The organism is Enterococcus cecorum (genome assembly GCF_052119425.1).
GTDB classification, from domain to species: Bacteria; Bacillota; Bacilli; order Lactobacillales; family Enterococcaceae; genus Enterococcus_E; species Enterococcus_E cecorum_C.
This window is the reverse complement of record NZ_JBQKFH010000019.1, coordinates 16,891-30,747: the sequence shown is the minus strand read 5'-3', so window position 1 is coordinate 30,747 and position 13,857 is coordinate 16,891. Positions and strand designations below refer to the sequence as shown.

General features: G+C 35.7%; 22 protein-coding genes. 20 read left to right on the top strand and 2 right to left on the bottom strand.

Going from position 1 to position 13,857, the window contains the following annotated elements; genetic code table 11:
• Positions 1-281 precede the first annotated feature (281 nt).
• From ACTQZM_RS06385 to ACTQZM_RS06355, 7 genes are all read left to right on the top strand, one after another.
• Positions 282-404: a hypothetical protein gene (locus tag ACTQZM_RS06385; RefSeq protein WP_289537955.1), complete on the top strand. Its 123-nt coding sequence runs from the start codon at positions 282-284 to the stop codon at positions 402-404.
• 24 nt (positions 405-428) lie between these two features.
• The gene (locus ACTQZM_RS06380) at positions 429-653 is read left to right on the top strand and encodes a VOC family protein (RefSeq protein WP_441653250.1); all 225 of its coding nucleotides are present in this window, start codon (positions 429-431) and stop codon (positions 651-653) included.
• 102 nt (positions 654-755) lie between these two features.
• Positions 756-1,259, top strand: a complete 504-nt coding sequence (locus ACTQZM_RS06375) for a kinase (protein WP_441653249.1) — start codon at positions 756-758, stop codon at positions 1,257-1,259.
• An 8-nt stretch (positions 1,260-1,267) separates the two neighbouring features.
• Positions 1,268-2,176, top strand: a complete 909-nt coding sequence (locus ACTQZM_RS06370) for a YunG family protein (RefSeq protein WP_441653248.1) — start codon at positions 1,268-1,270, stop codon at positions 2,174-2,176.
• Positions 2,173-2,586 carry an acyl-CoA thioesterase gene (locus ACTQZM_RS06365; RefSeq protein ID WP_047241993.1) on the top strand — a complete coding sequence of 138 codons (414 nt, stop codon included), beginning with the start codon at positions 2,173-2,175 and terminating at the stop codon, positions 2,584-2,586. Before ACTQZM_RS06370 ends, ACTQZM_RS06365 begins: the two co-directional genes overlap by 4 nt.
• Before the next feature lie 34 nt (positions 2,587-2,620).
• The gene (locus ACTQZM_RS06360; protein ID WP_441653247.1) at positions 2,621-3,067 is read left to right on the top strand and encodes a GNAT family N-acetyltransferase; all 447 of its coding nucleotides are present in this window, start codon (positions 2,621-2,623) and stop codon (positions 3,065-3,067) included.
• A gap of 367 nt (positions 3,068-3,434) precedes the next feature.
• The gene (locus ACTQZM_RS06355) at positions 3,435-3,875 is read left to right on the top strand and encodes an OsmC family protein (RefSeq protein WP_171309614.1); all 441 of its coding nucleotides are present in this window, start codon (positions 3,435-3,437) and stop codon (positions 3,873-3,875) included.
• Positions 3,876-3,925: 50 nt separating this feature from the next.
• On the opposite strand, the gene ACTQZM_RS06350 is transcribed toward ACTQZM_RS06355, so the two are convergent.
• Positions 3,926-4,552, bottom strand: a complete 627-nt coding sequence (locus ACTQZM_RS06350; protein WP_441653246.1) for a ribonuclease H1 domain-containing protein — start codon at positions 4,550-4,552, stop codon at positions 3,926-3,928.
• A gap of 195 nt (positions 4,553-4,747) precedes the next feature.
• Here ACTQZM_RS06350 and ACTQZM_RS06345 point away from each other — a divergent pair, with 195 nt between their 5' ends.
• From ACTQZM_RS06345 to arr, 9 genes are all read left to right on the top strand, one after another.
• Positions 4,748-6,211 carry a hypothetical protein gene (locus ACTQZM_RS06345; RefSeq protein ID WP_441653245.1) on the top strand — a complete coding sequence of 488 codons (1,464 nt, stop codon included), beginning with the start codon at positions 4,748-4,750 and terminating at the stop codon, positions 6,209-6,211.
• Positions 6,212-6,223: 12 nt separating this feature from the next.
• The gene (locus ACTQZM_RS06340; RefSeq protein WP_441653244.1) at positions 6,224-6,574 is read left to right on the top strand and encodes a hypothetical protein; all 351 of its coding nucleotides are present in this window, start codon (positions 6,224-6,226) and stop codon (positions 6,572-6,574) included.
• 217 nt (positions 6,575-6,791) lie between these two features.
• On the top strand, positions 6,792-7,043 hold the full coding sequence (locus ACTQZM_RS06335) for a hypothetical protein (RefSeq protein WP_322391075.1): 252 nt from the start codon (positions 6,792-6,794) through the stop codon (positions 7,041-7,043).
• A gap of 6 nt (positions 7,044-7,049) precedes the next feature.
• Positions 7,050-7,685: a GyrI-like domain-containing protein gene (locus ACTQZM_RS06330; RefSeq protein WP_441653243.1), complete on the top strand. Its 636-nt coding sequence runs from the start codon at positions 7,050-7,052 to the stop codon at positions 7,683-7,685.
• Between the two features lie 7 nt (positions 7,686-7,692).
• Positions 7,693-8,061 (top strand): YkvA family protein, encoded by a 369-nt coding sequence (locus ACTQZM_RS06325; RefSeq protein ID WP_441653242.1) that lies wholly within the window; start codon positions 7,693-7,695, stop codon positions 8,059-8,061.
• Between the two features lie 289 nt (positions 8,062-8,350).
• The gene (locus ACTQZM_RS06320) at positions 8,351-8,929 is read left to right on the top strand and encodes a DUF4230 domain-containing protein (protein WP_087401315.1); all 579 of its coding nucleotides are present in this window, start codon (positions 8,351-8,353) and stop codon (positions 8,927-8,929) included.
• 123 nt (positions 8,930-9,052) lie between these two features.
• Positions 9,053-9,832: a Cof-type HAD-IIB family hydrolase gene (locus ACTQZM_RS06315; protein ID WP_441653241.1), complete on the top strand. Its 780-nt coding sequence runs from the start codon at positions 9,053-9,055 to the stop codon at positions 9,830-9,832.
• A 14-nt stretch (positions 9,833-9,846) separates the two neighbouring features.
• On the top strand, positions 9,847-10,650 hold the full coding sequence (locus ACTQZM_RS06310) for a Cof-type HAD-IIB family hydrolase (protein WP_441653240.1): 804 nt from the start codon (positions 9,847-9,849) through the stop codon (positions 10,648-10,650).
• Between the two features lie 511 nt (positions 10,651-11,161).
• Positions 11,162-11,905 (top strand): NAD(+)--rifampin ADP-ribosyltransferase, encoded by a 744-nt coding sequence (gene arr, locus ACTQZM_RS06305; RefSeq protein ID WP_441653239.1) that lies wholly within the window; start codon positions 11,162-11,164, stop codon positions 11,903-11,905.
• 64 nt (positions 11,906-11,969) lie between these two features.
• Here arr and ACTQZM_RS06300 read toward each other — a convergent pair whose 3' ends face one another.
• The gene (locus tag ACTQZM_RS06300; protein ID WP_060470376.1) at positions 11,970-12,365 is read right to left on the bottom strand and encodes a MerR family transcriptional regulator; all 396 of its coding nucleotides are present in this window, start codon (positions 12,363-12,365) and stop codon (positions 11,970-11,972) included.
• 179 nt (positions 12,366-12,544) lie between these two features.
• On the opposite strand from ACTQZM_RS06300, the gene ACTQZM_RS06295 reads away from it, so the two are divergent.
• From ACTQZM_RS06295 to ACTQZM_RS06280, 4 genes are read left to right on the top strand one after another with little or no spacing between them, the layout of a single operon-like run.
• Complete coding sequence (locus ACTQZM_RS06295) at positions 12,545-12,700, top strand: hypothetical protein (RefSeq protein WP_441653238.1); 156 nt, start codon at positions 12,545-12,547, stop codon at positions 12,698-12,700.
• An 8-nt stretch (positions 12,701-12,708) separates the two neighbouring features.
• A complete protein-coding gene (locus tag ACTQZM_RS06290; RefSeq protein WP_441653237.1) occupies positions 12,709-12,837 on the top strand; it encodes a hypothetical protein in 129 nt (42 codons plus the stop codon).
• Positions 12,838-12,847: 10 nt separating this feature from the next.
• Positions 12,848-13,201 carry an HIRAN domain-containing protein gene (locus tag ACTQZM_RS06285; protein WP_441653236.1) on the top strand — a complete coding sequence of 118 codons (354 nt, stop codon included), beginning with the start codon at positions 12,848-12,850 and terminating at the stop codon, positions 13,199-13,201.
• Positions 13,194-13,820 carry a hypothetical protein gene (locus tag ACTQZM_RS06280; RefSeq protein ID WP_441653235.1) on the top strand — a complete coding sequence of 209 codons (627 nt, stop codon included), beginning with the start codon at positions 13,194-13,196 and terminating at the stop codon, positions 13,818-13,820. The genes ACTQZM_RS06285 and ACTQZM_RS06280 overlap by 8 nt, the downstream gene beginning before the upstream one ends.
• Positions 13,821-13,857 lie beyond the last annotated feature (37 nt).

The window sequence follows — 13,857 nt, the reverse complement described above, 5'->3', positions numbered from 1 at the left end:
TTTCAACTAATGTGACATGGAATTTGATTGCGACAACAGAAGGGTTTGCCAAATGGTTTCCAGAATTGTAATTAATGGAAAATCTTGAGGCTATTCGTTTCTATAGTGAGGAACCATATTTTGAGGAAAAAATGAAATTGCTCACTTATTAACCAACTGAAAAAATTAGCTATGAATGGGCGGATGGTTCGCTCACTTTTGAAATCAGAGAAAATAAACAACAGACGCAACTTACTTTTTCAGAAACTTTACCTAAAGAATTTCCCCATCGAATCAATGATATGGCAGGTTGGTTAGTCAAAAAAGAGCACTTATCAGATTTATTGAATCAGTGTGAAGTTCGTGCAGATATTAATCATACACGATTTGTGGATGAAGTGACGCAAATCGTTCAAAATTTTTAGGGTACATAAAAAGTGAAGGTCAAGATGAAACAAAAAGAAATCGACTCGTTTTATCAGGGATTTTCTGCAGAGGTTGAAAGTGAACAGTGTGGTTGGATTGTCGATAAATATGGCATTTCTTGGCAGATTGTTCCACGGATGTTTCTCGATTTTGCAACAAAGCTTTCACCTGTGACCTATCAAAAAATCAATCAAAAAATCCTAACAATGAAAAAAATCGAAATCGCTCAAATCGAAAAACTAATCTAACGCTATTGGTTAACGATGCTGCAATTTTGGCGGTGTCGTTATCTTTTTTTATCCAAAAATAGGTAGTATAATATAGAAAAATGACAAGGATGCTGAGGAAAAATGGCGTTTTTGATTATTTTACGTGGGAATTCTGGCAGTGGGAAAACCAGTGTGGCTAAAAGATTGCAAGAAAAATTAAGACCTGAGACGATGCTAATTTCTCAAGATGTTGTACGTCGTGAAATGCTTCATACCAAAGACGGTCCTTATTCTCAGACGATTCCATTCATTATTCATTTGCTAGAATATGCCCATCAACATGAAAATTACGTCATTTTAGAAGGAATATTAAATGCAACTTGGTATCGGCCGGTTTTTCAATTTGTCAAAGAGTTGTTCGGTGATGCTATTTTTGCATATTATTATGATTTGCCTTTTGAAGAAACATTAAAACGCCATCAGACTAGAAGTCAAAGTCAAGAATTTGGTGCAGAGAAAATGGCATGTTGGTGGAAGGATAGCGATATTTCTGACGTTTTAAATGAAAAGATTTTTCGTGCAGAGATTTCCTTGCAGCAGGCAGTTGATTTCATTTTGTCAGATATCAAAACTCATGGAAAGTAGGGATAACTATGTCAGAGGAAAATTATCTACATTGTTCTATAAAGTTAGGCGAAACCACGGTAACCTTCTTTTTAGAACCATTGAAAAAATATCAAAACCAACAAGATAGTCAATTTATAGGCTCTTTTGTGAAGATTAAGAACCGATTTGTACATATTGAATCCACTCATGCGATTTTTGAATATCCAAATGTTATAGAATTGCGTGATTGGATGGACCAAGCGATAAATGACAAACTAACTGAAGGACAATACATAGGCTTTGCTGAACCGGATTTATTATTTATTTATCCAGAGCTAGCAGAAAATGAAGAACCTTATATCGAGATGCGTTTATATTTGCACTTATCTTATTATACGGGTGAATATTACTCGTTAATGATTGAGGCGTCTAAGTTAGTACAATTTCGTTATTTTCTTGATTATTGTCTCAATGCAAATGATGACCACAAAACATGGTATACCGCGTCAGGCAGACCGATTTCTTACCGCTATTACAATAAAGAGCATCAAGATAATCCTGAATTACATCAAAAGTTAGATAAACTGTTCACGGCTTGTCTCAATGCTTGGGATGAATTGACCACTTTGCCTGTTTGTCGAGAAGATGCTTCGTTTGATTTAGCAGTAGATCCAAGTTATGGACAATGTGCGGTAACTGCGATGTTAGTCAGAGAACTAGTTGGCGGTGATGTCTATCGGATTCGAACAGAGAGTGGGATGACCCATTATTTTAATTTTATAGAGGATACATTGGTTGATTTTACGATTGACCAGTTTCGTTTATATAATCTACACGTATCTTATAAAAATGCTGAATTCATGCCAGACAACTTTGAAAAATTAAATCAAAATACGCAATATCGTTATCAACGGTTAAAAAACAAAGTGCTAAAACATTTGGAGGAAAATAAATGAGTCTATATCAACATGAAGTCCAATATTATGAAACAGATCGTATGGGCATCACACATCATTCTAATTACATTCGCTGGATGGAAGAAGCCCGTGTCGCTTTTTTAAAAGACATTGGTTGGGATTATGCGAAGTTAGAAGAGATGGGGATTATTTCTCCGGTTATCGATGTTCAATGTCAGTACAAAAATACGACGACTTTTGCTGATAAAGTCATGATTGAAACCACTGTGAAAAAATTTAGTGGCATAAAGCTCATCTTACAATACGAGATGAAAAATGAAGCAGGAAAAATCGTGGCCCTTGCTGAATCAGCCCATTGTTTTTTAGATAAGGACGGCAAAATGCTACGGCTGGCAAAGCAATTTCCTGCGTTTTATCAAGCTTTATGTGATGAGGAAGCGAAAGAGTAAGAGTAAGTTTATTGAGTAAAGTGGAGGTCATTCAATGTATCAGATTAATGAAGATATTACGCTTGTCTCATATTATCCCAATGAAAAAGTAGCGCTTGAATGGTATCAAGATTTAGAACTATGTAAACAGGTAGATAATATCGATTTTGTTTATGATTTGCCGCGTCTAAAGAGGATGTATCAATATTTATCTACCCATGGAGATTGCTATTATATTCAATATGAAGAGCAGTTAGTAGGTGATTGTACGTTACTTTCAGACGGAGAAATAGCCATTGTGATTGCCAAACCTTTTCAAAATCGCCATATCGGTCAAAACTGTGTCAAGGTCCTAATTCAAATGGCCATAGCGAAAAAGTTACCAAATGTCAAAGCGCAAATCTATTCGTTTAATCACCAAAGTCAGCACATGTTTACTAAATTAGGCTTTGTTCAAGTATCTGAAGAGTGGTTTGAGTTAAAATTACAGTATGAGAAATGAGTCACTATCTTCAACCGGTAGTGGCTCTTTCTTTAAAATAAAATTACAATCTCCTTATATTTAGTTTGTCCTTTTATCGCGGAAGATAGCGGGCAGTCATAATCCATTTTCAATCATAAATGAAAGTGTAACAAAATAAAAGTTTGATAACATATTTAAATAAAACCTTGCAATGATTCTGATAAGTTGACAAGAGAACTATTTGAATCTAACTTTGTATGAGAGCTTAGTAAAACATGCGTAAGATTTTGCTCATAATTGAACATGTTTATATAAAAACTGTTACACTAGTGATGTAAGCGCTGCAAGTTTTGTTGTTGCTCCACTTACAATGATTTGAAGTAGAATCAATGAGGAGGAGATTTTGATGGCAATTGAAGTATTTACGGCAGAAACAACAGCATTAGGTGGATTGAAGGTGAATTGTAAATCTCGAGAATTCGAATTTACTTTAGATGAACCGAAAAATCTAGGTGGTACGAATACTGGCATGAATCCTGTAGAAGCATTATTAAATTCATTAGGTGCTTGTCTAGTCATTGTGGCGCAGTCCTATGCTAGAGTGAAGAAAATCAATTTGAAATCATTCAAGGTAAACTTGGAAGGTGAACTTGATCCAGATGGTTTCCGCTATATCAATCCTAATGCGAAAAAAGGGTTTTCAAAAATATCTGTTACTTTCCATGTAAAAGCGGATAATACGGAGCAAGAAATTAAAGACTTTATCGAATTTGTTGAAGCTACATGTCCTGTACATGATACAATTACTAATTCACCCGTCTTCGAAAGTAAAATCATTACGGAATAAAGCAAAAAAGCTGCGAATCTAGTTTCGGACTCGCAGCTTTTTCATGCATTTTACTTGATTCCAACGGCTTCTTTGGCTAACTGATCGGCTAACTCATTTCCTGGAATACCACTATGGCCCTTGACTTTTACGAAATTGATTTGAATATGTCTCATCAAAGTCTGCATGGTATCACGATATTGCTGAGTGAAAACATTTTTGGCTTGCCAATCACCAGTTGCCCAGCTTTCGATGCCTTGATAATCGTAAAGAATGATCAATTGTGTTAAATCATGGTCAAGTGCGGCTTTTACTGCAGCCATCGCCCCATCAATTTCACCGGCAACATTACGCATGCTCGCTTTTTCAGCATCGTTGCCTTTGCCTTGTAGGGTGATTCTCGTTTGTTCATCTATTTGTAAAAAGCCTCCATAGCCATAATCTTTCGTTGTGATATTATAGGAACCGTCGACAAAAGCATAAGGTGTTTTTAAATTTGAAGTGGCTGATTGGGGCGTTGCTACCTTTACTTCTTGGCCACGTAAATAGGCAAGTGCTTCTTCTTTGGTTGGAAAACTTTTAAAAATGGCTCCTGGGTAACCTTTGACTTGTTCTTGACATTGCGCCCAAGTAAGAAAAATCCCTGTTTGACGTCCTTTTTTTACCGCGTAAAATTTTGTCTTTGCCAAATCATCCATTCCTTTCACTAAAATTTACTTAAAGTATTCTAGCATTGATTAAGAAGAAAAGCTAGACTTAAAATGACAACTTGTCTGCCTTTTTAAGATGAATTTTGCTATAATAAAAGAAAAAAGATTTGAGGTGAACCAGGTGCAGGCCATTGTGCGATGTCTAGATGAAAGTTTTTATTATTCAATGGTTTTTGGCTGTATTTGTACGAAAAACATCAACTAGCCAATGATGTTTGGTATGATTATGTTTACCTCATACTGGACAAAACGAAAACAAAATTAATCCTACAACATGAATTTTTACCTAATAATAAATCTTATGAACCGATGCTATTATTTTTAGATGCAGATCAAAGTGATTGGCAAGTGAATGAAATTGGGGAAGGCGGCATTCAACCATTGATTTCGTCTGAGATACTGGAAAATTTAAGAGATAATCGCGTGCCGCATTCGCTTGTTCTAAAATGTGTGGATTTGGATAGTAAATTAAAGCAGACAAATTATCGACATATCTCAAATGAACAAGAAATTCAAAACTTTTTGACTATTTCACGTCACCTACATGATGCTTATATTGAAAAAATAGTGCTTCGAGAAAATAAATTATTGGTTACATTTGATGGTGTTTGGGGCTGTAAAATTATTTTGAGTTTTGCAGGCAATCCAAGTTTTCATTATACGCAAAATATCGATTATGATTTTTACTGGAAAGATTGCAGTTTGCTGATTCGAGATAATCGGTATTACTTGGTGGACGAGGATTTAGCTGATGGTTCACAAATAACGGAATATCATCAATGGTTTACTGCTGATCAGATTAGTTTTTGGGTTTTGCCAAAGTGTGATCCCTTATTACCATCAAATAAAGTGGTACCGTTCAAACAGTCGGGTAAATTACGTTTAGCTGAAGTTGCTTTTGAGGGGTATGGCAAATTATATACTTATGCTTGCCCTGACCGCTCGATGACAGAAGACGATTGGGTGATGGTGCCAGTTGGAAAAGAAAATGTGCTAAAAGAAGCGCAAATCATCAATATTTATGAGAGCTTTCCTGAAACGCTACATCTAAATTTTCCACTTACAAAATTAAAAACCGTTGCGAAGTTATATTCAACATTTAATGAAGAACGGGCGATTGAACGAGTGCTAACTTTAATGGATAAAAAAGTATTAGATTTTTCAACAGTAGATCCTAACTTTAAAGAAGGTACTTATCATATGTTAGAAACACCGATGGGCTATTTTTGGATTGAATTAAATCAGCAGCCAATTCCGATGAAAATTACCCAATATCACTTTGTTGATGACGAGTATTCAGTCGATTGTGTACTTAAAATGCAGCCGATTGGTGTAACGCCAGATAAAATCAAGACATTAAAACTCTTATCTAATATTGATTTAACAACATGGAATGAGGTTGATGTTGTAAGCGATGAATTTGGTGAAGGCTATCAATGGGAAAAAGATGGATTTACTTTTGGCGCATCGGGCATAATAACCAATTTCGATGGTTGCGAAGTTAGTAGTTCTGAACGTTGGCTACCTTTTTATGATTATTGGCGTACAGAAATGTATAATCGCAATCCTGATTATTATGGCTTTATGATTGCTTGGAAAAAGTTTGTTTCTATTGAAGATTTGTCCATCGATTTTGCATTAACGTAGGTGGTAAAATGTATGACCAAACAGATACAAGATACAATTATTTTTAATGGAAAATCCTTTAATATTTTAGCATTAAGCTGCGATTTAGATTTTTCACCTACAAAAGAATTTGGCTTAGATTTGACGATGTGGGGGACCGCCAATTACCGGGGGTTTTGGTGTGAATATAAAATAGAGAATAAGAAATTTTCGATTCACACGATGACCGTCTATACAAGAAGTGGTCAATACCCAACCATTCATTCAGTTAATCCTATGCCCGAAAAACAAGCCTACGATTTATCAAAGAGAATCAATTTTCGTATTCCGATTCCATGGCAATATAAAAATTTAGATTATCCATACTTTTTTACTGGTAATTAGTAATTGAGATTCAGGAAAATGCGATAAATTATTCTAAAAAATTAGATAATATCGTACTTGAATTAGAGATATACCAAGGTGTTTTGATTTCAGTAAATGATATTTCCAAATTATGGCTACAATTTCAGCGGCATCGTTTGCCAAAATACAGCTATTGGTGGCAAGATCCTGAGAAAAGTTATGAACAGTTTATTAATTTTCGTTCAATAGTAGGGTGATGCAATTGACAAAAATCATTGCTGGTTTCGTATTTTTAGCAATCTCAGTTATCGGTGGTATCCAATATATGAAAGCTAATCCAACAAAAGCACAAACGAGTTATCTGATAGAAGGCATATTAATTGGCTTTTTTGTAGGGATGATGATTAGTATTGTTATCGATTGGCAATGGATTGGAATTGGTGCAGGCTTTGGTCAGTTTATAGGCACGGTCATTGGTTCACAAATTTCAAAACAAGAAAAGAGGTAACAAAAAATGGCATTTGATTATAAAAAGGAATTTAAATCACTTTATCAACCTAAAAAAACCCCCGAGATAGTAACCATACCTAAAATGAACTTTATTGGCATATCTGGGCAAGGCAATCCAAATGAAGAAAATGGTGCTTATCAAAAGGCGGTACAGGAATTATATACCTTGAGTTATACGCTAAAAATGAGTTACAAAACAAATTATCAGATTCCTGGCTTTTTTGAATATGTTGTACCACCGCTTGAGGGATTTTGGTGGCAACTTGGAATCGACGGCTACGATTGGACACGTAAAGATTTGTTTCAATGGTTGTCGGTGATTCGTGTGCCTGATTTTATCACGGAAAAAGATTTTGAGTGGGCCAAAAACCAAGCCATCGCTAAAAAGAAATTGACTAAAGCGCAGGCTAAACTAATGACGATTGATGAAGGAGAAGTCGTACAAATGATGCATATCGGTCCATATGATACGGAAATTCAAACGGTGGAAAAAATGACTAGTTATCTCGCAGAAGTTGGCTATGAAGAAGATTTTAGCTCGCAACGGCATCATCATGAAATTTACCTATCTGATCCGAGAAGATGTGCACCCGAGAAGATGAAAACAATCTTACGTCATCCGGTTCGCCCAAAAAAGTAGGTACGCGATGAATCTAAAGCAACGAGCCAAACAGCTAAAACAAGATATTCCTGCGATTTATTTGGTGATGAAGTCTAGTGAAACGCCCATTTTAGCAAAAATCTTGGCTTTCTTAACCATTGCTTATGCCTTATCACCAATTAATTTGATTCCGGATTTTATCCCAGTGTTAGGGTATTTAGATGATTTGGTCATTTTACCAATGTTAATTGTGTTGACCATCAAGTGTATTCCTAAACCTGTATGGCAAAAAGCGCAAAATGAGGCTCAAGAATTGATAGCAGCTAATCAAATGAAAAAGTGGTATTATGCCTTGCCGATTCTTATCATATGGTTGATCGTTGTTTTAATATTGATTCGAATTTTTTTGAAATGACAAGAGTTGATGTAAAGATGAAACTTGTCCAATCTGAAGGAATTTTTACATAGGTCGAGCAGTTACTTTTACCATCTGTCTAATGTCATCTTTATTTATGATAAATATTAAGATAAAGCCTATTTACATCTATCTATTTTTTCGATAATATTCTTTTATGTCAATATCCAGGATTATTCAATGCTTATTCGCGAAATTTACACAGTCTTTTAAGATAGATTCAATTAGTCGCGAATCGAGGGAAGAAATATTGACAGAATTTATCAATATTAGATAATTGGAGGATGTTATGAAAAAATTAGCAGCGTTTGGTATGAAAAAACTTATTACCGCAGCCATTCTAATCATGGTGCTTGTCGGAGGGTTTCTGGTGTTTAAGCATTTTAGAAAACCTGTGATTACCAATCAATTTATCTCAAATAAATTGGAAAATGCCAGTGATCTAGTATCTGCCAAAATGATTTACAATGGGTTATTGCATTATGATGATAAAAAAGGGATTATGATTATCAATAAAGATTCGTTTGCGATGACTTATCGGGCAGAATTAACAGCAGGTATTGATATGAAAAAGGTTAAAATCAAGGTAAGCGATGATAAAGTAACCGTGACAATACCAAAGTCAAAAATTAAAAACATCAATATCGATGAGAAATCAATCAAATTTTATGATCAATCCTTTGCTTTATTTAAGGCTAATCAAAAACAAAGCTTATTAGATGCTATATCAAAAGCCAAGGAAGATGTTCAGAAAAAAGGCGATGTGAAATCATTATTAAAACGTGCAGATCAACAAACAGCGGTCATTTTCAAAGGCATGTTAGAAGATAATATTCAAGACCGCAAGCTAGTCATCCAACAAAAATAGCAAAGCAAACCCAGGAGTGTATCATGCATTCCTGGGATTTTTTGAATTTGTAAAATGATACTGTTTTCAAATGTCAGTTATGTTATACTTGATGTGTATGAATTTAAAGTTAGGATGTTGTATATGACTCAGACAAAAATTATTTTTTTCGATATTGATGGCACGCTTATCGATATGAATAGAAAGAAAATTTCAGAAAAAATGTTAGAAACCTTAATTCGCTTGCAAGAAAAAGGGATTAAACTCTGTCTGGCAAGTGGTCGTGCACCAATTCAAATCCCACATTTTGAGGGTGTAGACTTTGATGCTTTTTTAACTTTTAATGGTTCTTATTGTTATACTAAAGATTGCGATATCCACAGCAATCCATTGAGTAAAGAAGATGTACATACTGTTATCAAAAATAGTGCCAAAGTCAATCGCGCCTTATCGATTGCGACTAAGGATTTTATCGTGGCTAATGATGCAGATGAAGAATTGGTGGCCTACTTTAATGTGGGTGGTTTTAAAGTGAATGTTGCTGATAATTTTGATGAATTGGTGCGAAATCATGTCGTTTACCAAATAATGATGAGCGGTACTAAGGATGATTATCCAATTGTTTTAGACGGTGTTCATGATTCAAAGATTGCAGCTTGGTGGGATAAGGCTTTTGATTTAATTCCAAAAACTGGCGGCAAAGGTGTAGGTGTGGCGTCCATTTTGGATTTTTATGGCTTTAGCAAAGAAGAAGCGCTGGCCTTTGGTGATGGTGGCAACGATATTGAGATGTTACAGACAGTAGGAACAGGGGTAGCGATGGGGAATGCACTAGACCATGTCAAAGCCATTGCCGATGATGTTTGTGGTCATGTGGCAGAAGATGGCATTTATCATTATTGTTTAGAAAAAGGGTTAATCTAAATGGGAGGATTCATATGAGTCAGCACGAGATAAAGTTAGTTGCAGTGGACGTAGATGGTACGTTTGTAAGGGCGGATTATAGCTTTGATCGTCCACGTTTTGAGAAGATTTTGTCTAGAATGAACGAGGCGGGATGTCGTTTTGTTGTCGCAAGTGGGAATCAATACTATCAGTTACGTGATTTATTTCCAGAGCAACATCATGAATTTGCTTTTGTTGCTGAAAATGGAGCCTATATTGTTGACGAAGGGCGCTTGGTTTTTGCTGTTGATATGCCTCGTGAAGTCGTGAAAAGAATTGCTGAACTCTGCTATAACTATCCTGAAGTTCAAGCGATTATTAGTGGGGTAGAATGTGCTTACTGTCAAAGAGCGAATGTTTCATCAGAATTTTTTGAGTTGGCTAAAGTTTACTATCATCGCTTAAAGTGGGTAGATGATTTATCACAGATTGACGATCAATTCTTGAAAGTTTCGCTTTTAGTCCCAGATGAAAAAACAAGTTACTTTTACAACTTGTTGTGTCAACAATTGAATGGCATAGTGGACGTAACAACTAGTGGACATGGCTGGGTAGATTTGATTATGCCTGATTGTCATAAAGCATCAGGGTTAGCGAAATTGGTCCAAAGATGGCGGATAACTCCTGAGCAATGTGTGTCATTTGGGGATGGTGGCAATGATATTGAAATGTTACAATATTGTGGACGAAGTTATGCCATGCAAAATGCGCCCGAAAATGTAAAAGAAGCGGCTAAATTTGTCTGTCCATCCAATGAAGAAGATGGCGTGCTTGAAGTTTTGGATAAGTTGTTTTAACCGTATAAAGAAAGGCTTACTAGAAAAATGAGCAATTATGTTACTGTTAGTTAATTCCCTGAGAAATATGGTTTATCCAAGAGTGTCGTGCAGAAATATTGTAGAAATGGGCAAATTCTTGGTGCCAAAAAGATTGATAATCGATGGCAGATTCCCATAAATGCGAAACTACCACGAAATTCAAAAATAGCTTCATGATGACAAAAGTAAAACCATGAGCAATCCTCTTACTCATGGCCTTACCCTTACAACTTAATTGGGAGGGGGATAAAGTGAGAATGATGTTTGCCAGTAGCGTAAGAATATTTCACTTTATCTTTTTTATTTCCGCTACATGAAATGGATAAAAAAGTAGGGAAATAATCATACTGACAACATTATAATAATATAAAATGGTCACTTTGTCAATATTCACAAACAAAAAATTGAAAAGGGTTGCTACTTGCATTCTTTCTAGTATCGTGTACAATAAAAGTTCGTGAAAGTATCTGAAATAGAAAGGTTGAGTGATATGAGGTTTAATCCAACGAGTCCATTTATTCAGCAGCTAATGCAAGCCATTATTCAGACTGAACAAGGTGAATTAGCTCAGGCAGCGACAACTTTAGATAAAATGTATCGGCAAACAAATGACGATTATGAAAAATTTTTATTGGCTTATCAATTTGCAAAAGTGACTACGGATATTTTTGAACGAGTGAAATGGTTGTCAGTTTCCTTAGAGTCCGCGCAAAAAATCGATGATGAAGAGGTCAAAAGTGCTTATGTGACGTTATTCCGAGATTTAGCAGAAGCCTATAAAGCGTTAGGCAATCACGATTACGAGAAGAAATATTTGGAATTGGCTGAGGCTGAACCCACGACTCCTACAGATCAAGGACCGTTTTATCATGGCACCAAAGCAGATTTGAAAGTAGGTGATTTACTTGTACCGGGTGGCTTATCGAATTATCAGGATGACTTGGTGATGAATCATATCTATTTCACGGCCTATTTAAATGGGGCTGGCTTAGCTGCGACTTTAGCAAAAGGAACAGGAAAAGAGCGAGTTTATAAAATCGTTCCAACAGGAGAATTTGAAAATGATCCAAATGTGACTGATAAAAAATTTCCTGGTAATTTAACGCGTTCATATCGTTCAGCCCAACCATTAAAGATTGTCGCAGAAATTGAGAACTGGCAAGCTTTATCTCAGCAACAAAAACAAGAATGGCAAGCCAAAGTCCAAAAGAATGAAGGAGAGATTATTAATTAATCCTGACTTTATCTAAAAAAACGCCTAGTATGCTCAAAAGTGAGTGTAATAGGCGTTTTTATGATTATTTTCTTTTTTTATGAATAGCTTCAGTACCAGCTTTCAGTGCTGTCTCATAGTACCAACATTTGTAATTAATCGTATCCATAATTTGTTGTAACTCTGCCATTTGTGCTTCTACGGCTGCTTTGCGTTCGAGAAACATTTCGTAGCGTTCTTCTAGTGAGGCATCTCCTTCATTGACCCATTGACAAAATTGGCGAATATCTTTAATCGACATGCCCGTTTTCTTTAGACAATCGATAATCTTCAATGTGGCGATGGCTTCTTCTGTGAAGATGCGATACCCCGATTCTTTTCGTTCAATAAAAGGAATCAGCCCTTCTTTATCATAGTAACGAATCGTGCTAGGTGGGACATTCATTAATTTCGCTGCATCCTTGATTGTATAAGTTGACATAATACCATTCCTTCTAAATTCTAACTTTAAATTCAGCTTTAATGTTACTGGAATTTTATCTATTTAGCAAGTATTTAAAAATAGATACGTTTAGTTATTGTTAGCGCTTATCGGATTTGGTAAAATAATAGTTGAAGGTGATGGAGAGGCAAAGAGTTGGAAACAAACAGGATTGGCAGTTGTTAAAAAAACGTCTTCCTGGTTGGCAAGAAGCTTTCATGGCGTCCAGAATTAAGGAATATACCAAGCTTTTGAGCGATGAGACTAAATTGGTTTCTGAGCGATTTTGGCAATTAGATAAAATAATCAAGGAAGATAGAAAAAAACAGGTGTAATCGTCGAATTGTCGCCCTCAGACTTGGATTTGATTCTATTAAATTTATTACGTGAAGGTGCGATTACAGAAAGTGATTTAGAAGGTTTTAGTGAAGAATTAATAGAGGTAGTTCGTTATTTTTATAAAAATGATTAGGAGGAGTATCATGAATACAATGCAATATCAACCAAGCCGCCATATTATGGATTTTCATTTGGCGGGCTTTGCTTACTGCGATGGCTTAGATGTCATTGAAGAATTAAGATTAGGACAATCTGTGCAATTAGTCCGCGAAGAAGGCAATCCACATGATCCAGATGCTGTGGCGGTACTTTACAAAAATACGAAAATCGGCTATGTGCCAGCGCAATATAACGGTTTGTTCAGTACGTTATTATATTATGGCCATGGGGATATTTTGGAAGCGCGGATTCAAATGGTTAATTTAGAAACCCATCCCGAACGTCAATTTAGAGTAGTTGTGAAAGTAACGGATGCTAGAGGTAACGTACATGCGTAAAATAACTGACCTTTACCATGAATATTTGCCCAATGTACCTGGAATGGCTAATTGGTACTTTGATTATGATGTAAATATATTTGACAATCAATCAAAAGCTGAGCCTTATGCAAAAAAATTAGTCTTATTCCATGCCAAGACAAAAGAAATTTTTACGGTGTATGAAGCGAGTGAGCAGCAAGTCATTTCGAATTTTGCGACACCAGAATTTGATGGGGAAAAGCTATATTTTTTAGTCTTGGATCAAGTAGTAAATCAAATTTTGTTAATGAGTTATACTTTGCTTACACAGGAAGTAAGAGAAGAGGCACAAATTTCAGCTGAGAGTGCGCCATTTGCACGTCTCCACCTCTTTGTCTCACCAGTGCTTTTGGCCAAAGAAGATTCTCTAAATGAGCAATTAGAAATCTATTATCCGAAACGCTTGACTTTGCCCCTGTTAGAAGATGAAAGTTTTGAATGTCAGGAAGGAGATTATTACTATTTCTCGAAGTGGTTAGCAGATGAATCACTTTCACGTCGTAATGCTTATGTAGTAAAAAATGCAAAAGGACAAGTAGTAGAAGAAGGAATTGGACGGATCATGCGCTTTGAAAATGGTGAGTTTATGATTGTTTAGTATAGTTGGTAGTTATAGTTTCTAGCTATAACTATCA

Coding starts and splice junctions, on each gene's coding strand:
- ACTQZM_RS06385 (WP_289537955.1), top strand. CDS start 282: ATGGCAGGTTGGTTAGTCAAAAAAGAGCACTTATCAGATTTATTGAAT.
- ACTQZM_RS06380 (WP_441653250.1), top strand. CDS start 429: ATGAAACAAAAAGAAATCGACTCGTTTTATCAGGGATTTTCTGCAGAG.
- ACTQZM_RS06375 (WP_441653249.1), top strand. CDS start 756: ATGGCGTTTTTGATTATTTTACGTGGGAATTCTGGCAGTGGGAAAACC.
- ACTQZM_RS06370 (WP_441653248.1), top strand. CDS start 1,268: ATGTCAGAGGAAAATTATCTACATTGTTCTATAAAGTTAGGCGAAACC.
- ACTQZM_RS06365 (WP_047241993.1), top strand. CDS start 2,173: ATGAGTCTATATCAACATGAAGTCCAATATTATGAAACAGATCGTATG.
- ACTQZM_RS06360 (WP_441653247.1), top strand. CDS start 2,621: ATGTATCAGATTAATGAAGATATTACGCTTGTCTCATATTATCCCAAT.
- ACTQZM_RS06355 (WP_171309614.1), top strand. CDS start 3,435: ATGGCAATTGAAGTATTTACGGCAGAAACAACAGCATTAGGTGGATTG.
- ACTQZM_RS06350 (WP_441653246.1), bottom strand. CDS start 4,552: ATGGATGATTTGGCAAAGACAAAATTTTACGCGGTAAAAAAAGGACGT.
- ACTQZM_RS06340 (WP_441653244.1), top strand. CDS start 6,224: ATGACCAAACAGATACAAGATACAATTATTTTTAATGGAAAATCCTTT.
- ACTQZM_RS06335 (WP_322391075.1), top strand. CDS start 6,792: ATGCAATTGACAAAAATCATTGCTGGTTTCGTATTTTTAGCAATCTCA.
- ACTQZM_RS06330 (WP_441653243.1), top strand. CDS start 7,050: ATGGCATTTGATTATAAAAAGGAATTTAAATCACTTTATCAACCTAAA.
- ACTQZM_RS06325 (WP_441653242.1), top strand. CDS start 7,693: ATGAATCTAAAGCAACGAGCCAAACAGCTAAAACAAGATATTCCTGCG.
- ACTQZM_RS06320 (WP_087401315.1), top strand. CDS start 8,351: ATGAAAAAATTAGCAGCGTTTGGTATGAAAAAACTTATTACCGCAGCC.
- ACTQZM_RS06315 (WP_441653241.1), top strand. CDS start 9,053: ATGACTCAGACAAAAATTATTTTTTTCGATATTGATGGCACGCTTATC.
- ACTQZM_RS06310 (WP_441653240.1), top strand. CDS start 9,847: ATGAGTCAGCACGAGATAAAGTTAGTTGCAGTGGACGTAGATGGTACG.
- arr (WP_441653239.1), top strand. CDS start 11,162: ATGAGGTTTAATCCAACGAGTCCATTTATTCAGCAGCTAATGCAAGCC.
- ACTQZM_RS06300 (WP_060470376.1), bottom strand. CDS start 12,365: ATGTCAACTTATACAATCAAGGATGCAGCGAAATTAATGAATGTCCCA.
- ACTQZM_RS06285 (WP_441653236.1), top strand. CDS start 12,848: ATGAATACAATGCAATATCAACCAAGCCGCCATATTATGGATTTTCAT.
- ACTQZM_RS06280 (WP_441653235.1), top strand. CDS start 13,194: ATGCGTAAAATAACTGACCTTTACCATGAATATTTGCCCAATGTACCT.